Source organism: Phenylobacterium sp. (assembly GCF_036501465.1).
Classification (GTDB): Bacteria; Pseudomonadota; Alphaproteobacteria; order Caulobacterales; family Caulobacteraceae; genus Phenylobacterium.
Map to the genome: position 1 here is coordinate 19,353 of NZ_DASYAF010000105.1, position 19,735 is coordinate 39,087.

The 19,735-nt window shown below is 69.7% G+C and carries 15 protein-coding genes; 10 read left to right on the forward strand and 5 right to left on the reverse strand.

All coding sequences use genetic code 11. The features are described 5' to 3' along the window. Positions 1 to 46 precede the first annotated feature (46 nt). The 6 genes from VGL85_RS11455 (at position 47) to VGL85_RS11480 (ending at position 9,283) form a co-directional block, all read left to right on the forward strand. Positions 47 to 841, forward strand: a complete 795-nt coding sequence (locus VGL85_RS11455) for a TPM domain-containing protein (RefSeq protein ID WP_331589070.1) — start codon at positions 47 to 49, stop codon at positions 839 to 841. Beyond that, on the forward strand, positions 841 to 1,542 hold the full coding sequence (locus tag VGL85_RS11460; protein WP_331589071.1) for a TPM domain-containing protein: 702 nt from the start codon (positions 841 to 843) through the stop codon (positions 1,540 to 1,542). The genes VGL85_RS11455 and VGL85_RS11460 overlap by 1 nt, the downstream gene beginning before the upstream one ends. Positions 1,543 to 1,650: 108 nt before the next feature. After that, positions 1,651 to 3,054: a sensor histidine kinase gene (locus VGL85_RS11465; RefSeq protein ID WP_331589072.1), complete on the forward strand. Its 1,404-nt coding sequence runs from the start codon at positions 1,651 to 1,653 to the stop codon at positions 3,052 to 3,054. Between the two features lie 73 nt (positions 3,055 to 3,127). After that, the gene (locus tag VGL85_RS11470) at positions 3,128 to 3,592 is read left to right on the forward strand and encodes a (2Fe-2S)-binding protein (RefSeq protein ID WP_331589073.1); all 465 of its coding nucleotides are present in this window, start codon (positions 3,128 to 3,130) and stop codon (positions 3,590 to 3,592) included. A gap of 4 nt (positions 3,593 to 3,596) precedes the next feature. Beyond that, on the forward strand, positions 3,597 to 5,783 hold the full coding sequence (locus VGL85_RS11475) for a xanthine dehydrogenase family protein molybdopterin-binding subunit (protein WP_331589074.1): 2,187 nt from the start codon (positions 3,597 to 3,599) through the stop codon (positions 5,781 to 5,783). A gap of 137 nt (positions 5,784 to 5,920) precedes the next feature. Beyond that, positions 5,921 to 9,283, forward strand: coding sequence for a carboxyl transferase domain-containing protein (locus tag VGL85_RS11480; RefSeq protein ID WP_331589075.1), 3,363 nt, complete (start codon positions 5,921 to 5,923; stop codon positions 9,281 to 9,283). On the opposite strand, the gene VGL85_RS11485 is transcribed toward VGL85_RS11480, so the two are convergent. Continuing rightward, positions 9,284 to 10,651, reverse strand: a complete 1,368-nt coding sequence (locus VGL85_RS11485; protein ID WP_331589076.1) for a VWA domain-containing protein — start codon at positions 10,649 to 10,651, stop codon at positions 9,284 to 9,286. A gap of 8 nt (positions 10,652 to 10,659) precedes the next feature. After that, the gene (locus VGL85_RS11490) at positions 10,660 to 11,634 is read right to left on the reverse strand and encodes a MoxR family ATPase (protein WP_331589077.1); all 975 of its coding nucleotides are present in this window, start codon (positions 11,632 to 11,634) and stop codon (positions 10,660 to 10,662) included. Between the two features lie 267 nt (positions 11,635 to 11,901). Between VGL85_RS11490 and VGL85_RS11495 the strand changes: the two genes are divergently transcribed. Next, positions 11,902 to 14,223 carry a putative bifunctional diguanylate cyclase/phosphodiesterase gene (locus VGL85_RS11495; protein WP_331589078.1) on the forward strand — a complete coding sequence of 774 codons (2,322 nt, stop codon included), beginning with the start codon at positions 11,902 to 11,904 and terminating at the stop codon, positions 14,221 to 14,223. A gap of 21 nt (positions 14,224 to 14,244) precedes the next feature. Here the strand turns inward: VGL85_RS11495 and VGL85_RS11500 are convergent, their stop codons facing one another. Continuing rightward, positions 14,245 to 14,895 carry a methylamine utilization protein gene (locus VGL85_RS11500; protein WP_331589079.1) on the reverse strand — a complete coding sequence of 217 codons (651 nt, stop codon included), beginning with the start codon at positions 14,893 to 14,895 and terminating at the stop codon, positions 14,245 to 14,247. A 101-nt stretch (positions 14,896 to 14,996) separates the two neighbouring features. Here VGL85_RS11500 and VGL85_RS11505 point away from each other — a divergent pair, with 101 nt between their 5' ends. Together VGL85_RS11505 and VGL85_RS11510 are read left to right on the forward strand one after the other, a co-directional pair. Further along, the gene (locus tag VGL85_RS11505) at positions 14,997 to 15,872 is read left to right on the forward strand and encodes a DUF3034 family protein (RefSeq protein ID WP_331589080.1); all 876 of its coding nucleotides are present in this window, start codon (positions 14,997 to 14,999) and stop codon (positions 15,870 to 15,872) included. A 52-nt stretch (positions 15,873 to 15,924) separates the two neighbouring features. Continuing rightward, entirely contained in the window at positions 15,925 to 16,422 is a 498-nt protein-coding gene (locus VGL85_RS11510; RefSeq protein ID WP_331589081.1) for a group 1 truncated hemoglobin, read from the forward strand. 61 nt (positions 16,423 to 16,483) lie between these two features. Here the strand turns inward: VGL85_RS11510 and VGL85_RS11515 are convergent, their stop codons facing one another. Together VGL85_RS11515 and VGL85_RS11520 are read right to left on the reverse strand one after the other, a co-directional pair. Beyond that, positions 16,484 to 18,046 carry an aldehyde dehydrogenase family protein gene (locus VGL85_RS11515; protein WP_331589082.1) on the reverse strand — a complete coding sequence of 521 codons (1,563 nt, stop codon included), beginning with the start codon at positions 18,044 to 18,046 and terminating at the stop codon, positions 16,484 to 16,486. Between the two features lie 7 nt (positions 18,047 to 18,053). Further along, positions 18,054 to 19,157 carry a saccharopine dehydrogenase family protein gene (locus tag VGL85_RS11520; protein WP_331589083.1) on the reverse strand — a complete coding sequence of 368 codons (1,104 nt, stop codon included), beginning with the start codon at positions 19,155 to 19,157 and terminating at the stop codon, positions 18,054 to 18,056. A gap of 126 nt (positions 19,158 to 19,283) precedes the next feature. On the opposite strand from VGL85_RS11520, the gene VGL85_RS11525 reads away from it, so the two are divergent. Continuing rightward, on the forward strand, positions 19,284 to 19,709 hold the full coding sequence (locus VGL85_RS11525; RefSeq protein ID WP_331589084.1) for an Lrp/AsnC family transcriptional regulator: 426 nt from the start codon (positions 19,284 to 19,286) through the stop codon (positions 19,707 to 19,709). Positions 19,710 to 19,735 lie beyond the last annotated feature (26 nt).

The window sequence follows — 19,735 nt, forward strand, 5'->3', positions numbered from 1 at the left end:
CCTCCGGCCCTTCGGGCCACCTCCCCCGCATGCGGGGGAGGAGCGCGTGGGGAGCCGGCTCCGCGCCGTCTTCGCCGCGCTCTTCGCCTTCGTCTTCCTGGCGACGGCGGCCACGGCGGCGACGCCGAAATTCCCGCCGCTCACGGGCCGGGTGGTGGACGACGCCCACATCCTGTCGCCGGCGGCGGTAGAAAAACTCACAGGCGAACTGGCGGGCCTCGAGCAGCAGACCGGCCACCAGGTGGTGGTCGCCACCGTGCCCGACCTGCAGGGCAATGAGATCGAGGACTACGGCTACCAGCTCGGCCGCGCCTGGCAGCTCGGCCGCAAGGGCGTCAACGACGGGGCGATCCTGCTGGTCGCCCCCAACGAGCACAAGGTGCGCATCGAGGTCGGCTACGGCCTGGAGCCGGTGCTGACCGACGCGCTCACCAGCGTCATCCTGCAACGCAAGGTCCTGCCGCAGTTCAAGGCCGGCCATATGGAGCAGGGCGTGGTCGACGGGACCGAGGCCCTGATCGCCCAGCTCTCCCTGCCGGAGGACCAGGCCAAGGCCCAGGTCGCCCAGGCCGAGGCCGCGCCGCCGGCGCCGGCCTATGGCGCGCGAGACGTGCGCCCGCATGTGCCGGTCTTCGTCATCATCCTGATCGTCTTCTGGGTGATCTCGGCCCTGCTGCGCCGCGGCGGCGGCGGGCTGTGGTGGCTGCCGTTCCTGTTCCTGGGCGGCGGCCGCGGCGGCGGTTGGGGCGGAGGCGGTGGCGGCTGGGGCGGCGGCGGCGGCGGAGGCTTCTCCGGCGGCGGCGGCTCGTTCGGCGGCGGCGGCAGTTCGGGGAGCTGGTGATGAAGACGCTGACCCCCGAAGAGCTTGCGGCCATCGAGGCGGCCGTCCGCGAGGCCGAGGCGAAGACCTCCGGCGAGATCTACTGCGTGGTGACCGAGGAAAGCTCGCACTACGGCGAGACGGCGATCGCCTGGGCGGCGGGCGTGGCCCTGCTGGGCCCGGCGCTGCTGCTAGTGGCCGGCGTGCACGTGACCCTTCCCGACCTCTTCGCCACCTGGAGCGCCTCGGATGTCTCCTCGGCCATCGAGATCGCCGTGCGCCGCGCGCTGGTCGGCGCGATCGTCCTCCAGGGCGTGCTGTTCGCCGTGGTCGGCCTGTTCGCCTCGATCCCCTCGGTGCGCATGGCGCTGACGCCCAAGCACCTGAAGCGCCTGCGCGTGCGCCGCCGCGCTCATGAGCAGTTCTTCGCCAAGAACCTGCACCTCACCCGTGAGCGGACCGGGGTGATGATCTACGTCTCGCTGGCGGAGCGGATGGCCGAGCTGATCGCCGACGACGGCATCCACGACCATGTGGGCCCGCACGTCTGGGACAAGGCCATGGCGGCGCTCACCGAGGGCCTGAAGCATGGGCGCGTGGAGGCCGGTTTCGAGGCCGCCGTGCGGCTCTGCGGCGAGGTGCTGGCGGAGAAGTTCCCCGCCGATCCGAACGACAATCCGAACCAGATTCCGGACGCCGTCGCGGTGCTTCCGCGCCCGTAAACCTGCGAGGCCAAACGTCGCACCCCCCACGTCCGGCGCTTCGGAAACCATAGTTCTTCTGGCCTTGTGACGCCCGCGACACCGCGAGAAGTTACCGCGCGCGTTGGGATGGCGAAGCTGGCGGACGTGAACGCCTCGATCGAAGACTTGGGCGGCGGCGATCCGATCGTGCGATCGGCCGTGGACGCGACGGCGCTCGGGATGGCCTTCGTGCTGCAGGCCGACGCCCAGGGCGCGCTGCGTTTCGTCTTCGCCGGGCCGCGCTGCCTGGGCCTGAACGGGGTCGAGGGCGAGGCGGCCATGCGCGACGCGGCCCTGATCTTCGACCGCATCCTGCCCGAGCACCGCGCCGCCTTCGACGCGGCGGAAGCCCAGGCCCGGGCCGCACTGAAGCCGTTCGACGTCGAGGTCGCCATGCTGGGCGCCGACGAGCAGGTTCGCTGGCGCCGCTTCGCCGCCCTGCCCAGGCCGCAGCCGGACGGCGTCCTGCTGTGGGACGGGCTGGAGATCGACGTCACCGAGCGGCGCGAGATGGCCGCCGAGCTGATCGAGCAGCGCCGTCGCCTGCAGGTGGCCGTGGAGGCCACCGGCCTCGGCTTCTGGGAGTGGGACATCGACGCCGGCAAGGTCGTCTGGTCGGAGCGCAACCGCGCCCTCTACGGCCTCACCGCCGATGAGCCGATCAGCGTGCCGCGCTATCTGGAACTGGTGCATCCCGAGGACCGCGAGCGGGTCCGGGCCGGCTTCCTCGAAGCCCGCGACGCGCCGCAGGGCGGCGGCGAATACGCCTTCGAGCACCGGGTGGTGACGCCGGGCGGCGTGACGCGCTGGATCTCCGCCCACGGCCACATCGGCCGCGACGCCGAGGGCAAGGCCCGGCTGGTGGTCGGCACCTCGCTCGACGTCACCGAACGCAAGGTCGCCGAGGAGCGCCGCAGCCTCTTGATGGGCGAACTGGCGCACCGGGCGAAGAACGGCATCGCCATCCTGATGGCCATCGTCAGCCAGACCGCCCGCGGCCAGGAGACGGTGGAGGGTTTCCTGGAGCTGATCATGGCCCGCCTGCAGGCCATGGCCGATTCCCAGGACCTGGTGACCGCCTCGGGCGGCAAGCCGGTGCCGCTGGGCGATGTGATCGGCAAGGCGCTCACTCCCTTCGGCCGGGCGCGGGTCGACATGGACCCCGGGCTGGAGACGGTGACCCTGCGCGGCGACATGGCGATCGGCATGGGCCTGCTGCTGCATGAGCTGGCGACCAATGCGGTGAAGTACGGCGCCTTCTCCGCCCAGGGCGGCCGGGTGGCGGTGACCCTGGAGGACGCGCCGGAGGGCCGCGTCGCCTATGCCTGGCGCGAGAGCGGCGGGCCGGCTGTGTCTGCGCCCAACAAGCCCGGCTTCGGCGCGCGCCTGCTGCAACAGGTCCTGAGGCCCCAGGGCGGCGAGGTGACCCCGGCCTTCGACCCCGACGGTTTCCACGCCCGGATCGAGTTCCCGGCCGTTCGGCAGTCCTGATTCATAACGGAGTTTTCTTGCCGCCGTGGCCTGCACAGCGGTACTTTCCGGCGCGGCGCAACGGAGAGACGTCATGGCCTACAAGCTCAACGTCAACGGCAAGGTCCTGGAAGCCGACGTCGATCCGGACACCCCGCTTCTCTGGACGCTGCGCGACACCCTGGGGATCACCGGGCCGAAGTTCGGCTGTGGGGTGGCCCAGTGCGGCGCCTGCACCGTACACATCAACGGCAAACCCACCCGCAGCTGCGTCTTCCCCGTCTCGGCCGTGGGCGCCGCCCAGGTGACCACCATCGAGGCGATGGAGAACCATCCGATCGGCAAGAAGGTCCAGGCCGCCTGGATGGAGCTGGACGTGGCCCAGTGCGGCTATTGCCAGCCCGGCCAGATCATGGCGGCCACGGCGCTGCTCGCGAAGACGCCGAAGCCCACCGACGCCGACATCGACCAGGCGATGACCAACATCTGCCGCTGCGCCACCTACACCCGCATCCGGGCCGCGATCAAAAAGGCCTCTGGCCAAGCCGTGAAGGCGTAACGCCATGACCATGCAACTAACCGGCGCCTCGCGGCGCGATTTCCTCAGGGCCTCGGTGGTTTCCGGGAGCCTCGTGCTGGCCTTCAGGATCGCCCCCAAGGCCGAGGCGGCGGAAGCCGCGGGCAGCCAGGCGCTGAACGCCTATGTCCGCATCGCGCCCAGCGGCGTGGTGACGATCATGGCCAAGAACCCGGAGATCGGGCAGGGCGTGAAGACCAGCCTGCCGATGATGATCGCCGAGGAGCTGGACGTGGCCTGGGAGAACGTCCGCATCGAACAGGCGGACAACGACCCCAAGCTCTACAGCCGCCAGTTCGCGGGCGGCAGCACCGCCACGCCCCTGAACTGGACCGACCTGCGCCGGGTCGGCGCGGTGGCCCGGGCCATGCTGGTCAACGCCGCGGCCACGGCCTGGAACTGCCCGTCTGGCGAGTGCAAGACCGACTCCGGCCACGTGATCCACGTCTCCACCGGGCGCAAGGCGACCTATGGCTCCCTGGCCGGCCAGTGCGCCGGGATCGCGGCGCCAGACCCCAAGACGGTGCCGCTGAAGAATCCCAAGGACTACAAGATCATCGGCAAGCCGAAGCCGCAGTACGACACCAAGAAGATCGTCACCGGACAGCCGCTGTTCGGCATCGATGTCCGCCTGCCGGGCATGCTCTACGCCACCTACGAGAAGGCGCCGGTCTATGGCGCCAAGGTGGCCTCGGCCGACGTCGACGCCGCCCGCGCCGTGAAGGGCGTGAAGAAGGTGTTCGTGGTCGATGGCGGGGCCGACCTCGCCGGCCTGCTGCCCGGCGTCGCCGTGGTCGCCGACAGCTGGTGGCAGGCGCGCAAGGGCCGCAACGTCCTGAAGACCAAGTGGGCCGACCATCCGACCGCCAAGCAGAGCTCGGCCCTGTTCGACGAGACGGCCAAGACGCTGGCCGCCGCCCCGGCGCAGAAGACCCTGCGCAAGGACGGCGATCCGGACGCCACCATGGCCGGCGCGGCCAAGAAGGTCGAGGCCGCCTACTTCTATCCGTTCCTGGCGCACGCGCCGCTGGAGCCGCAGAACACCACCGCCTGGTTCAAGGACGGCAAGCTGGAGATCTGGGCGCCCAGCCAGAACCCGGAGCCCGGCCGCCAGCTGGTGGCCAAGACGCTGGGCATGAAGCCGGACGACATCGTCGTCCACATGACCCGCTGCGGCGGCGGCTTCGGCCGCCGGCTTTCGAACGACTACATGGTCGAAGCCGCCTGGATCGCCCGCGAGGCGGGCGCGCCGGTCAAGCTGCTCTGGACGCGCGAAGACGACATCCATCACGACTTCTACCGCCCCGCCGGCTACCACTTCTTCTCCGGCGGCGTGGACGCCAAGGGCAATGTCGTCGCCTGGAAGGACCACTTCGTGACCTTCGGCGAGGGCGAGCGCACGGCCTCCAGCGCCAATATCGCGCCGACCGAATTCCCCTCGCGGTTCCTCGCCAACTTCCAGCTCGACCAGTCGATGATGCCGCTGGGCGTGCCGACCGGGCCGATGCGTGCGCCGGGCTCCAACGGCATCGCCTTCGCCATTCAGTCCTATATCGACGAGCTGGCGCATGCGGCGGGCGCCGACCCGCTGGCCTTCCGCAAGCAACTGCTGGGCGACAAGCCGATGGTGGGCGAAGGGCAGGGCGCCTACAACGCCGGACGCATGCAGGGCGTGCTGGCCGCCGTCGAGAAGATGTCCAACTGGAAGGACCGCGCCAGGCTGCCGGCCGGAACCGGCATGGGCGTCGCCTTCCACTTCAGCCACGCCGGCTATTTCGCCGAGGTGGTGCAGGCCACGGTCGCCAAGAGCGGGGCGGTGAAGGTCGACAAGGTCTGGGTGGCCGCCGACGTGGGCCGCCAGATCGTCAATCCCATGGGCGCCTACAACCAGGTGCAGGGGGGCGCGATCGAAGGCCTGAGCCACGCCCTCTATCAGAAGGTGACCATCGTCGACGGCGCGGCCAAGCAGAGCAACTTCGGCGACTATCCGCTCTTGCGCATGGCCGCGGCCCCGCCGGTGGAGGTGCAGTTCGTGATCACCGACCATGATCCCACCGGCCTCGGCGAACCGGCCCTGCCGCCGGTGCTGCCGGCGCTGACCAACGCCATCTTCGCCGCCACCGGCAAGCGCATCCGCTCGCTCCCGATCGATACCAGCCAGCTGAAGACCTGATCCCCGGAAATCATCGGCGCCTGTGAGGGGTTGAACCCGCTTGCGCGGGGATGAGCGGTTGATGGGGCGGCCCAGGTTTGCACAATGCTGCCCAGGCGGCGACGGACCGTCCAATCGACGACGGGGGACGGCCCACGGTGCGCAAGCTGCTGATCGCCAATCGGGGAGAGATCGCCGTGCGCATCGCGCGCACCGCCGCCGAGATGGGGATCGCTACCGTCGCGGTGTTCTCGCAGGACGACGCCGCTTCCCTGCATACCAAGAAGGCCGATGAAGCCGTCGGCCTGAAGGGCTCGGGCCCGGGCGCCTATCTCGACATCGCCCAGGTGGTCGAAGCCGCCAAGGCCGCCGGCTGCGACGCGGTCCATCCGGGCTACGGCTTCCTGTCGGAGAACGCCGCCTTCGCGCGGGCCTGCGCCGCGGCCGGCCTCACCTTCGTCGGGCCGGATCCGCAGGCGCTGGAGCTGTTCGGCGACAAGGGCCGGGCCCGGACCCTGGCCCAGGCGCTCTCCGTGCCGGTGCTGGCCGGGACGAACGGCCCGACCACGCTCAAGGACGCCCAGGCCTTCCTGGAGGGCGAGGGCCACGGCGCGGTGATGGTCAAGGCGGTGGCCGGCGGCGGTGGGCGCGGCATGCGCCCGGTGACGTCTGCAGACGATCTGCCCGCCGCCTTCGAGCGCTGCGCCTCGGAGGCCCGCGCGGCGTTCGGCAACGGCGACCTCTACGTCGAACGCTTCCTGCCGCACGCGCGGCACATCGAGGTGCAGGTGCTGGGCGACGGGCGCGCGGCGGTCCATCTCTGGGACCGCGAATGCTCCCTGCAGCGCCAGCGCCAGAAGCTGGTGGAGATCGCGCCGGCCGATGTCCTGCCGATGTCGCTGCGCGAGCGCCTGTTCGCCGCCGCCGTGGCCCTGGCCGAGGGCGCCGGCTACCGCAGCCTGGGGACCATGGAGTTCCTGGTCTCTCCTGACGGTGACGGGGGCGACGACTTCGTCTTCATCGAGGGCAACGCGCGGCTGCAGGTGGAGCACACCGTCACCGAGGAGGTCACCGGCCTCGACCTCGTCCGCCTGCAGATCGCGGTGGCCGCCGGCCGGTCGCTGGGCGACCTCGGCCTCACCCAGCCGCAGGTCCCCCCGCCGCGCGGCCATGCCGTGCAGGTGCGGGTGAACCTGGAGACCATGGCCCCCGACGGCTCGGCCAAGCCGGCAGGCGGGACGCTCAGCGCCTTCGAGCCGCCGTCCGGGCCTGGCGTGCGCGTCGACAGCTTCGGCTATGCCGGATACCGCACCTCGGCGCGGTTCGACAGCCTGCTCGCCAAGCTGATCGTCCATGCCGGCGCCGGCGGGCTGGAGCGGGCCGTCGCCAAGGCCTACCGCGCGCTCGGCGAATTCCGCATCGAAGGCGCGGCCACCAACATCGGCTTCCTGCAGCACCTGCTGGCGCGGCCGGAGGTGGCGGCGGGCCAGGTCCACACCCGCTTCATCGAGGCGCACATGGCCGAGCTGCTGGCGGCCGGCGGGGCGCATCCCAAGCTCTACTTCGAGGCGGCCGGCAAACCCGCCGGCGGCCGCGGCCAGGTGGGCTACCAGATCGACGCGGTCGACCCCCTGGCTGTCCTGGTCCTGGGCAAGGAAGTCAAAGATCAGCCTACGGAGGAAGACGCCGAGCCGGAGGGGCCGGAAGGGACCCGGGCGCTGCGCGCGCCGCTGCAGGGCACGGTGATTTCGATTTCGGTGGCGGAGGGCGACCAGGTCCGCGCCGGCCAGCCGCTGATGATCATGGAATCCATGAAGATGGAGCATGTGATCGCCGCCGACGTCTCCGGCGTCGTACGCCAGGTGACGGCGCAGGCCGGCGAGACGGTGTTCGAAGGCCATCCCCTGGCCTTCATCGAGGAGGCCGAGGTGGCGGGCGGAGCCCACGCCGGCGAGGAAGCGGTCGACCTGGACTTCATCCGCCCGGACCTGGCCGAGCTCATGGCCCGCCACGAACTGGCCCTCGACGCCGCCCGGCCCGAGGCGGTGGCGCGACGGCGCAAGACCGGCCAGCGCACGGCGCGCGAGAACGTCGAGGACCTGGTCGACCCCGGCAGCTTCGTGGAGTACGGGCCGCTGGTGGTGGCCGCGCGCCGCCGCCGCCATGCCCTGGACGAGCTGGTCAGGACCACGCCGGCCGACGGCATGATCATGGGCTGGGCATCCGTGAACGGCGACCGGTTCGCCGAGGACCGGGCGCGCACGGCGGTGCTCAGCTACGACTACACGGTGCTCGCCGGCACCCAGGGGTCGAACAACCATTGGAAGCTCGACCGGATGAGCGAGCTGATCCACCGCTGGAAGACGCCCACCGTGTTCTTCACCGAGGGCGGCGGCGGGCGGCCCGGCGACACCGAGGGCGGCGGCTTCACCCGCGGCTTCGAGTTCTGGGGCAAGCTGTCGGGAACGGTGCCGCTGGTGGGGGTCAACTCCGGCCGCTGCTTCGCCGGCAACGCCGCCATCCTCGGCTGCTGCGACGTGATCATCGCCACCAAGGACTCGGCGCTCGGCATGGGCGGCCCGGCCATGGTGGAGGGCGGCGGCCTTGGCGTCTTCCGGCCGGAGGAGATCGGCCCGATCAAGGTCATGCAGGCCAACGGCACCATCGACATCCTGGTGGAGGATGAGGCTGAGGCCGTGCAGGTGGCCAAGCAGTACCTCGCCTATTTCCAGGGCCCGCTGGCCGACTGGTCGTGCGCCGACCAGCGCCTGCTGCGCCGCGCGATCCCGGAGAACCGGCTGCGGGTCTATGACATCCGCAAGGTGATCGAACTGATCGCCGACGAAGGCTCGGTGCTGGAGCTGCGGCCGAAGTTCGGCTTGGCCATGGTCACCGCCCTGATCCGCGTCGAGGGCCGCCCCATGGGCGTCTTCGCCAACAATCCGATGCACCTGGGCGGCGCGATCGATTCCGACGCCTCGGACAAGGCCGCCCGCTTCCTGCAGCTCTGCGAGGCCTTCGACATCCCCGTGCTGTCGCTCTCCGACACGCCCGGCAACATGGTCGGGCCGGAGGCGGAGAAGACCGGCCTGATCCGCCATTGCTCGCGGCTGTTCGTGATCGGGGCCAACCTGACGGTGCCGATCTTCTCGGTGATCCTGCGCAAGAGCTACGGCCTGGGCGCGATCGCCATGACCGGCGGCAGCTACCAGGCGGCGATGTTCTGCGTTTCCTGGCCCACCGGCGAGTTCGGCGGCATGGGCCTGGAGGGCTCGGTCAAGCTCGGCTACCGCAACGAACTCGCCGCCATCGAAGACCCCGCGGCGCGCAAGGCCAAGTTCGACGAGATGGTCGCCGCCGCCTATGCCAACGGCAAGGCCATGGCCCGCGGCGCCTATCCCGCCCTGGATGACGTCATCGACCCCGCCGACACCCGCCGCTGGATCATGGGCGGCCTGAAGGCCCTGCCGCCCACGCCGTCGCGCACGGAGAAGAAGCTGAAGTGGGTGGACAGCTGGTAGTCAGTGCGCCGAGTAGGTCCGCAGAACATCTTCCACGATCCGCTCGAGCTGGCCCAGGGTGTTGCAGGTCTTCGCCACGTGGGTGAACCGCTGGTAGCGGTACATGACGCTGTCGCCCTGGCCCCAGTAGCTCTCCGGCTCCGGGTTCAGCCAGATCACGGCGCGGGCCCGCTGCTGGATCAGGTGCATCAGGTCCAGGCGCGGGTCGGCGAAATTGGAGCGGCCGTCCCCTAGGAAAATCACGGTGGTGTGGCGGTCGACCCGGTCGATGTGGTTGTCGACGAAGTCCTCCAGCGCCTGGCCGTAGTCGGTCTGCTGGAAGCCGATGGTCGAGAGCACCTTCAGGATCGCGCCCTCGACGCCGTTCTCGTCGAGGATGGCGTTCACCGGGATCAGCCGGCCGGAAAAGGCGAAGGCGTCGAGCCGGTCCACCACCTCGTTCAGCGCATAGAGGAAGGTGAGCAGGAACTGGGCGGCGGCGGCCACCGACTTGGAGACGTCGCAGATCGCCACGATCGACGGCTTGTCGACCTTCTTGATCTTCCACTCGATGTCGAACGGAATGCCGTCGTGGGCCATGGATTTGCGCAGCGTCTTGCGCACGTCGAGGTGGCCGCGGTTGGCGGTGTGGCGGCGGCGCGAATAGCGGTCGGCCAGCCGCTTGGCCATCCGCTTGACCAGCGCCTGCATCATGGCCAGGTCCACGGGGTCGATGCCGCCGTCGGCGTTCAGCGCCTTCTTGGCCAGCATCTCCTCGCGCAGCTTGGCGCCGGAGCCGGCGGCATAGAGGTCGTGGGCGCGCTCCACATAGGCCTGGGCCTCGGCCATCAGCGCCTTGCGCGCCACGTCGAGCCGCAGCGCCAACCGATTGCCCGCGTGGGTCTGCAGCCGCTTGGCGCCCGCGATGATCTGCTCGATTTCCGCCAGGCCCATCTGGTCCAGCAGCTTGCGGGTCAGCCGGCTCCTCTGGGTGGACAGCCGGATCTCCGAGACGCCCGCCTGCGCCGCGGCCTGTTCCATGGCCTGGGCCACGCCGGTCGCGTCGCCGGCCAGCAGCATCTGGGCGAGCGGCGAGTCCGCCACGCCCGTCGCGTCGTCGCCGCCTTGCGGCTCGCGGTCGGTCTCGCCGTCTTCGGGCGGCGGCAGGCTGAAGCTGTCGCGGGCGAAGAAGGTCTCGAAGGTCTCGTCGAAGCGGACAACCTCGTCCTTGGACTTGGCCAGGGTGGCGCAGAGCGCGTCCTTGAACAGCTCCCGGTCGGCGTAGCCCACCACCGCGGCGGTCCGCGCCGCATCGATCGCCTCCACCGGCGAGACCTTCACGTCCGCCGCCCGCAGCGCCCGCAGGAACTCTTCCAGGGTGTGCTGCATCCCGCGGCCTATTTCCGGGCCAGCAGCTCGACGATCTGGGGTTCGACCGCGGCGATGTCCTGCTCGAACTTCAGGATGACGTTGAGCGTGTCGCGCACCAGGGCCGCGTCCAGGTCCTTGGCGTGCAGCAGGACCAGCGCGCGGGCCCAGTCAACGGTCTCGGAGATCGACGGCGCCTTCCTGAGGTCGATGGTGCGCAGGCCCTGGACGAAGGCCACCAGCTTTTCGGTCAGCGCCGCCTCGATGCCCGGCACGCGGGTGGCGACGATCTTCTCCTCCAGCGCCGGCTCCGGCAGCGGGATGTGCAGGTGCAGGCAGCGGCGCTTCAGCGCGTCGCCCAGGTCGCGGACGTTGTTGGAGGTCAGGAACACCAGCGGCGGCGTCTTGGCGACGATCACGCCCAGCTCCGGCACCGAGACCTGATAGGCCGACAGCACCTCCAGCAGGAAGGCCTCGAAGGCCTCGTCCGACTTGTCGATCTCGTCGATCAGCAGCACGCAGCCGTCGTCCTGGCGCAGCGCCTGCATCAGCGGCCGGGGTTCAAGGAAGGGCTCGGAGAAGAACAGGTCGCCCATGCCGTGCAGCCGGTCCATGGCCGCGTCCATGCTGGGCGCATCGCCCAGCGTCGCGCCCATCCGGTCCTTCAGGATCTGGGTGTAGAGCAGCTGCTTGCCGTACTTCCACTCATAGAGCGCCTTGGACTCGTCCAGGCCCTCGTAGCACTGCATGCGGATCAGCGGCTTGGCGATCAGGCGGGCGGTCGACAGCGCCAGTTCCGTCTTGCCGACGCCGGCCGAGCCTTCCACCAGGATCGGCTTCTGCAGGTGAACGGCCATGTAGAGCGCCGTGGCGATCCGGCGCGAGGCGATGTAGCCGACGCTGCCCAGGCCCTCGACCAGCGCCTCCACCGAGGCGAACGGGTCTGCGCCTGTACGCTCAATAGGGGCGCCGGCCGGCAGCGAGTTGGAAATTGTCAAAGTCACGGGCTTTCAAAACGGGTGCGCGGAAGCGCCGCGCGGTCGGAATTTCAATGTCAGCAATTGTGCCAAGCCCCCGTTCCCAGGGCAAATGGGAATGCTTTTCGCCCCCGAGCCGCCCCCGAGTCGCCCCAGATTCGCCCCCGAATTCGCCTGAGGGTTGAAAACCGGAAACCAAAATCTCTCCGTGGTTTACGGGGCTTTCACCAAGCCCGCGCTAGACCGGCTGGATTGCGCCTTGGCGCCCCCGGACAGAAAGCCCGCCAACCGCCCGTGTTTACGCGTCTCCGCACCCGCCTGACCGTGCTCTATGTCGCCCTGTTCGGCGCGGTGCTGCTGCTCGTCTCCATGAGCGTCTATGGCGCGATCAACCAGGCCGCCCAGCGCCAGGTGCGCGCGGAACTTACCGCCTCGGGCACGGTGTTCGACCGGGTGTGGTCGCTGCGCTCGGAGCGATTGCGCGAGGGCGCGAACCTGCTCTCCAAGGATTTCGGTTTCCGCGAGGCGGTGGCCACCCACGACGCGCCCACGATCGATTCCGAACTGGAGAACCTGAAGGCCCGCTTCGGCATCGATTCCGCCTTCATCGTCGGTGAGGACGGCCGCTTCACCGGCCACGACGCCCAGGCCCTGGGCGCCGACGGCCCGGGCCTGCAGAAGGCGCTGGACAACGCCGAAGACCCGTCCGGCGTGGTGATCCTGGGCGGCCGGCCCTACCAGATCATGGCCTCGCCGGTGCTCTCGCCCGACATGATCGGCTGGCTGGTGTTCGCGGTGAAGCTCGATCGCGACGAGATGAGCGCGCTCGAGAAGCTCTCGGCCATCCCGCTCTCGGCCGCCGTGGCGCATCGCGGGCCGAAGGGCTGGCAGATCGAGGACAGGACCGGCGCCGCCGACAAGTCCAAGCTGTCCGGCTTCATCGACCGGGCCTCGGCCAAGAAACTCGGCGCCCCGCAGGAGATCGACGACGGCGCCGGCGCGGCGCTGGCTCTGGTCAAGCCCCTGCCGACCCTCACCAAGACCCAGCCCGCGGCCCTGGTGCTGCGCTATCCGCTGGCGTTGGCGCTGGCGCCCTACCAGCTGATGCTGGCCATGGTCGCCCTGGCCGGCGTCGTGGGCCTGGGCGTGGTGGCCTGGGGCTCCTGGGCGCTGGCGCGCGGCATCACGCGGCCGATCAGCGCGCTCGACGAAGCGGCTCATCGCCTGGAGCGCGGCGAGGAGGCCCATGTCGACATCGAAACCAATGACGAGATCGGCCGCCTGGCCGGCAGCTTCAACACCATGGCCACGGAGATCCGCGACCGCGAACGGCGGATCACCCACCTGGCCCTGCACGACGGCGAGACCGGCCTGCCCAACCGCCTGGCGCTGGAACGAGTGGTGGAGGCCCAGTCCGACCTGCCGCGGGGCCAGGTCTATGTGGCGGCCCTCGGCATCCACCGCTTCGACCACCTGCGCGGCGCGATCGGCTACCAGCTCGCCGCCGAGGCCATGCGGATGATCGGCGCCCGCCTGGCGGAACTGGCCCCGATGTCCGGCGTGGCGCGGGTGTGCAGCGACGTGCTGGGCTTCGTGTTCATCGCGCCCGACCCGGCGGCCGCTGCCGATGACGCCGCCCGGCTGATGGCGGCGCTGGAGCAGCCGCTGAACGTCGGCGGCGACGCCATCGACGTGACCCTGCACCTGGGCTTGGCCCCGATCGAGAAGGGCGCCGGCACCGGCCCGGCCATCGAACAGGCCAATATCGCGCTGGACCAGGCGCGCGGCGCCAAGCGCAAGGTCGCCTTCTTCGACGCCGAGGCCTACGGCGACCCGGCCGCCAACCTGGCCCTGATGAGCGGCATGCTGAGGGGGCTGGAGGACGGGGCCATCGACCTCTTCTACCAGCCGAAGTTCGACATGCGGCTGCGCAAGGTGACCGGTGTCGAGGCCCTGTCGCGCTGGAAGCATCCGGCGCGCGGCATGCTGCCGCCCGACCTGTTCATCCCCATGGCCGAGGAGACCGGCCACATCCGCACCCTGACCGAATGGGTGTTCAAGCGCGCCATCGCCGTCCAGGCGCAGCTGGCCGAAGCCGGCCACGCGGTCGACATGTCGGTGAACGTCTCGGGCCGAACCCTGGGCGAGCCCGATTTCGCCGACTTCGCCCTGGCCGAAGCCCGGCGCGCTGCGGGCGGGCTCACCATCGAGATCACCGAGACCGCGGTCATCGAGAACCCGGACCTGGCGCTGAAGATGATCAACCGCTTCGTGGAGGCGGGGATCAAGATCTCGATCGACGACTTCGGCACCGGCCTGTCGTCGCTGGCCTACCTCAAGCAGATCCGCGGCCAGGAGCTGAAGATCGACAAGTCGCTGGTCGAAGGCGTCACCGACAGCCAGCGCGATGCGCTGATCGTCCGCTCGACCATCGACCTGGCCCACAGCCTGGGCCTGAAGGTCACCGCCGAAGGCGTCGAGACCAACGAATGCTTCGCCCTGCTGTCGGGCATGGGCTGCGACGTGGCGCAGGGCTATCTGATCGCCAGGCCGATGCCGCTGAAGGACCTGCTGTCCTTCCTGGCGGACGAGGACCGCAACCGGGCCTACGGCTGAGCCGCTGCGGCCCGCGGCGTCCTACATGGTCATGCTGGCCCCGGCCTTCTTGTGGCGCATGGAGACCGGCTTCAGCTCCAGGGTGAAGGCGGCCTCGCCGGCCCCGGCCGCCAGTGGCTGGTTGATCGGCGCCTTGGCCTTCATGTCCGGATGCCAGACGGTCAGGGTTCCCGCATTGCCCGGCAGGCCGTGCAGTTCGGCGATGCCCGCCGCATTGGTCTTGGCGGCGAACGGGGTGTCGGCCACGAAGATGTAGCCGATCATGCTGTCGTGGATGTTGCACCCCAGGGGCACGATCCCGGCCTTGTCGAAGGTGACCGTTCGCTCCTCCTGCTGGCCGTAGAGCTTGAGCTCGAACTTCTTGGCCGAAGAGAAGGAATAGACGTGGTGGCGCACCTTGTCCTTGTTGGGGAAGGCGACCGTGGAGCCCACCGGCACGATCAGCACATAGGGATTGAAGCTGATGTTCTGCTGGGTCATCACCGCGGGCCACGCATAGTGGATCGGCCCGCCCATTCCGGCCCCGCCGGCCGGATGGACCAGCACCACGGCGTCGGGCAGGGGCGCGCCATCCTCACCCTTCACGGTGACGCTCAGGTCCGCGGCGATCGCCGGCGCCGCGATCGCGCCTGCGACAGCAATGACCGCGGCGAGCAGGTTTTTCGATGCCATGTCTTCCGGTTAATCCCGTTCGATTGAACCAATGTAAAGATTTTCCGCGTACCGTGTTCTCGGAAAGACCGCAAAAGGCGGCCGCTGGGGATCTTCAAAGGATGCAACGACTTCGCACGGTGCTGGTGGGCGCCGGGATGTTGCTTTGCGCAACTGCCGCGCGGGCCGAATCTGATCTACGCCCGAGCGGCAAACTTCTTCTCACCGAAGGCGTTAGTGACATCGAGGGCGCCGCAGGCGGCGGCATCTCCACCTGGGCGGTGATCACCGGCTACGAGACCCGCGACGGGATCGGCGCCAACGTCCACGCCACGGGCATCCAGCTCAAGGACTACCAGTTCCGCTCCTGGGGCGCGGCCGTCGGTTTCTACGACCGCCTCGAGCTCAGCTACGCCCACCAGGCGTTCGACACCCAGGGGACCGGCCTGAAGCTGGGCCTGGGGCGCAACTTCACCTTCGGCCAGGACGTGTACGGCGCAAAGGTCAAACTATTGGGCGACGCCGTCTACACTCAGGACAGTTGGGTCCCGCAGGTCGCGGTGGGCGCGCAGGTGAAGCGCGCCGACCAAGGCGCGGTGATCGGCCTGCTGGGCGGCAAGGACGACACCGGCGTCGACTGGTACGTGGCCGCCACCAAGGTCTACCTCGACGAGAGCCTGGTGCTTAGTGGCGCGGTGCGCGCCACCAAGGCCAACCAGACGGGCCTGCTGGGTTTCGGCGGGCCGAACAACGACGACTACCACGCCGAGTTCGAAGGCTCCGCGGCGCTGCTGCTCACCAAGCGGTTCGCGGTCGGCGCCGAATATCGGACCAAGCCCAACAACCTGGGCCTGAAGGAAGACGACTGGGCGACGGTCTTCGCCGCCTTCGCCATCAACAAGACGCTCTCGATCACGGCCGCCTACGTCGACCTGGGCGAGATCGCCACCTTCAAGCATCAGAACGGCGCCTATCTGTCACTGCAAGCGGGGTTCTAGGATGATCAAGGTTCTCATATTCGCCGGTGCCCTATCGGTTGCGATCGCCCCCATGGCTGCGCTCGCCGCGCCGGCCTCCGACCACCCGCCCGCCTTCAAGATCGAACATCCGTCCACGCAATATCCGGGCGAGGAGGAGGTCGCCGACTACAAGCACGACCAGGCCAACGCCGGAACCGCGCCCTTCGAAGGCGACCGCATGTGGAAGGCCTTCCACGAACAGGCCGGCGTCGACCACGTGGTGGACGAGACGGTGGACCGCAGCCTGGCGGATCCGCGCATCTCCGACATCTTCAAGAGCCACGACATGGTGCGCCTGCGCCGCACGCTGAAGGAGCAGTTCTGCTACATCCTGGGCGGTGGCTGCACCTATTCAGGCCGCGACATGAAGGCCGTGCATAAGGACATGGGCCTGCAGAACACCGACTTCAACGCGCTCGTCGAACACCTGCAGGTGGCCATGGACCACGAGAAGATCGGCTTCCGCGACCAGAATCGCTTCCTGGCCAAGCTCGCGCCCATGCAAGGGACTGGCGTGGTCGAGCGCTAGACGACTCGGGGGTCGGACGATCCTGGCCTCCCCGTACGCGGGGAGGCCTTTTTCTTGCGCCTCAGACGTCGAACGTCACGCCCTGGGCCAGCGGCAGGGTCGCGCCGTAGTTCACGGTGTTGGTGGCGCGGCGCATATAGGCCTTCCAGGCGTCCGAGCCGGCCTCGCGGCCGCCGCCGGTCTCCTTCTCGCCGCCGAACGCCCCGCCGATCTCTGCGCCCGACGGGCCGATGTTGACATTGGCGATGCCGCAATCGGAGCCGCCGACCGAGGTGAACAGCTCGGCCTCCCGCACATCGTTGGTGAAGATCGACGACGACAGCCCCTGCGGCGCGTCGTTCTGCAGGGTGATCGCCTGGGCGATGTCCGTGTACTTCATGACGTAGAGGATCGGCGCGAAGGTCTCGCGGCGGACCACCTCGGCCTGGCCGCCTTTTTCCAGGCGCGGCATCTCGACCAGGGCGGGGCGCACATAGACGCCTTCGCCGCAGCCGGCGACGGCCACCCGCTCACCGCCGCTGACCCGCCCGCCGGCGGCCTTGGCGTCGGCCAGGGCGCGCTGGTGGCCCGCCAGCGCCGCCGGGTCGATCAGCGGGCCGACCAGGGTCCCGTCCTGGCGCGGGTCGCCGATGGGGACGGAGGCGTAGGCCGCCTTCAGCCGGGGCAGGAAGGCGTCGTAGACGGCCTCGTGGACGAACAGCCGGCGCAGCGTCGTGCAGCGCTGGCCCGCCGTGCCCATGGCCGCGAAGGCCACGCCGCGCAGGGTGAGGTCCAGGTCGGCGTTGGGCGCGACGATGGCGGCGTTGTTGCCGCCCAGCTCCAGGAGCGATCGCGCGAAACGGGCAGCCAGCCGCGGGCCGACCGCGCGGCCCATGGCCGTCGAGCCGGTGGCCGAGACCAGCGGGACCTTCGGATGGTCGACCAGCGCCTCGCCCACCTCGCGGCCGCCGATCACCACGGCCGACAGGTTCGCGGGCGCCCCCTCTGGCGACGATTTGGCGAACTTCGCACACGCCCGCTCGAACAGCGCCTGCACGGCCAGCGCCGTCAGCGGGGTCTTCTCCGATGGCTTCCAGACCACCGGGTCGCCGCAGATGAAGGCCAGGGCCGCGTTCCACGACCAGACCGCGACCGGGAAGTTGAAGGCTGAGATCACGCCCACCACGCCCAGCGGATGCCAGGTCTCCATCATCCGGTGCTGCGGCCGCTCGGTGGCCAGCGTCAGGCCGAACAGCTGGCGCGACAGGCCCACGGCATAGTCGCAGATGTCGATCATCTCCTGCACTTCGCCCAGGGCCTCGGAGACCACCTTGCCGGCCTCCAGCGTCACCAGGGCGGCCAGGTCGGCCTTGGCGGCGCGCAGTTCCTCGCCCAGCAGGCGCACCAGCTCGCCCCGCCGCGGCGCCGGGACCAGCCGCCATGTCAGGAAGGCGGCGTGCGCGGCCTCGATCGCCGCTCCCACCTCGGCCGGCGTCGCGTCATGCACCTCGGCGACCACCTCGCCGGTGATCGGCGAGCGCGCGGGGCGATCCCCTCCGGTCCACAGGGCGTCGGGGACGCCAAGGCGGGAAAGCACTTCGGCGGCTTCAGCGCGCGCTGAGCCGATCGGGGTCTGTACGGTCATCTGTTTGCTACTCGGCGGCGAGGGCGGGAAGCTGTTGGGTGTCGCCAGCGTAGAAGCGTCCGAAGCGGTTGCCCAGGACGAGGCTGAGCGCGATGTCCTCCTGGCGGATGAAGCCCGTCTGCGGCAGGGCGCCGGTCGCCAGCAGGTCCAGCACCGCGCACGCGGCGCCGGCGGTGGTGATCTGGATCGCGCTCTTCATCTCCCCGCCGACCGCTTGGGCGTAGATCTTGTTGACATAGGTCTCCTGCATCAGCCGGCCATCCTTCAGTCCACTGACGGTCACGAAGACGATCACCACGTCCTGCAGGGTGGCGGGCACCGCGTTCTCCAGGATGTCCTTCAAGAGCGGCCGGCGATTGCGCAGGCCCAGGTCGTTCAAGAGCGCCTTCATGATCGCCGCGTGGCCCGGATAGCGGATGGTGCGGTAGTTCAGGTTGCGCACCTTGCCGGCCAGGGTCTGGCAGAGCGTGCCCAGCCCGCCGGAGGTGTTGAAGGCCTCGTAGGTCACGCCGTCGAGGGCGAACTCCTCGCACTCCTCCAGGGCCGGAACCTCGCGCAGCTTGCCTTCGACGATCGCCTCGCAGGGCTCGCAGTATTCGTTGATCACCCCGTCGGTCGACCAGGTGAGGTTGTAGTTCAGCGCGTTGGACGGATAGCGCGGCAGGGCGCCCACCCGCAGGCGCACGTCGTGCAACTCCTCGAAGTGCTTGCACAGGTCCCAGGCGGCGATGGTGATGAAGCCGGGCGCCAGGCCGCATTGCGGGATGAAGGCGGTCTTGGCGTCCTTGGCCAGGTCGCGGACCACGCGGCTGGCGGCCACGTCCTCGGTCAGGTCCAGGTAGTGCGCGCCGGCGGTCTTGGCGGCCCGGGCCACCACCGTGGTCAGCTGGTAGGGCGCGGCGTTGACCACGGCGAAGGCGCCCTTCAGCGCAGGGGTCAGCGCCGTCGGGTCGTCGATGGCCAGCTCGGCCGTCAGCACGCGCGGGTCCAGGCCCTTCAGCGCCTCGGCGCTCCTGTCGACGACCTTCACTTCGTAGTCGCCGCCGCCGGCCAGCAGGCCCGCGACGGTCGAGCCGATCTTGCCGGCCCCGATGACGACGATCTTGCGCATGCCGCAGCTCCTCTCAGGCGTGTCCCCTTCAGGATGATTCGCAGCGGCGCCGCTTTCAATGTGCATCTCGGCGATATATCCAGTATAGATCGCCATATTGACTGCAGCATTCGGCGTTTCGACGAAATGGACGATCTCGACGAGCATCTGCTGGCGCGGCTGCGCCACAACGCCCGCGCGCCGGTGGCGGAGCTGGCCCGCGCGCTCGGCCTGTCGCGCACCACGGTGCAGAGCCGGCTCGCGCGGCTGGAGCGCTCAGGCGTGATCGCCGGCTATGCGGTGCGGCTCTCCGAGGCGCGGGAAGCGGCGATGATCCACGCCTTCGTCCTGCTGACGGTCGAGCCCAAGCAGGCCGCCGCGGTGACCGCGGCGCTGAAGCGGATGCCCGGCGTGCGCCGGCTGCAGTCGGTGAGCGGCCCGGCCGACATGATCGCCTCGGTGGAGGCTGTCGGCGTGGCCGAGATGGACGGCCTGATCGATGAGATCGGCGCCCTGGCCGGCGTGGAGCGGACCAACTCCTCGATCGTGCTCGCCACCAAGTTCGACCGGTGATCCCGCCGGCGCGGGCCGGGAAGGCC

Coding starts and splice junctions, on each gene's coding strand:
- VGL85_RS11460 (WP_331589071.1), top strand. CDS start 841: ATGAAGACGCTGACCCCCGAAGAGCTTGCGGCCATCGAGGCGGCCGTC.
- VGL85_RS11465 (WP_331589072.1), top strand. CDS start 1,651: ATGGCGAAGCTGGCGGACGTGAACGCCTCGATCGAAGACTTGGGCGGC.
- VGL85_RS11470 (WP_331589073.1), top strand. CDS start 3,128: ATGGCCTACAAGCTCAACGTCAACGGCAAGGTCCTGGAAGCCGACGTC.
- VGL85_RS11475 (WP_331589074.1), top strand. CDS start 3,597: ATGACCATGCAACTAACCGGCGCCTCGCGGCGCGATTTCCTCAGGGCC.
- VGL85_RS11485 (WP_331589076.1), bottom strand. CDS start 10,651: ATGCAGCACACCCTGGAAGAGTTCCTGCGGGCGCTGCGGGCGGCGGAC.
- VGL85_RS11500 (WP_331589079.1), bottom strand. CDS start 14,895: ATGGCATCGAAAAACCTGCTCGCCGCGGTCATTGCTGTCGCAGGCGCG.
- VGL85_RS11505 (WP_331589080.1), top strand. CDS start 14,997: ATGCAACGACTTCGCACGGTGCTGGTGGGCGCCGGGATGTTGCTTTGC.
- VGL85_RS11510 (WP_331589081.1), top strand. CDS start 15,925: ATGGCTGCGCTCGCCGCGCCGGCCTCCGACCACCCGCCCGCCTTCAAG.
- VGL85_RS11515 (WP_331589082.1), bottom strand. CDS start 18,046: ATGACCGTACAGACCCCGATCGGCTCAGCGCGCGCTGAAGCCGCCGAA.
- VGL85_RS11520 (WP_331589083.1), bottom strand. CDS start 19,157: ATGCGCAAGATCGTCGTCATCGGGGCCGGCAAGATCGGCTCGACCGTC.
- VGL85_RS11525 (WP_331589084.1), top strand. CDS start 19,284: ATGGACGATCTCGACGAGCATCTGCTGGCGCGGCTGCGCCACAACGCC.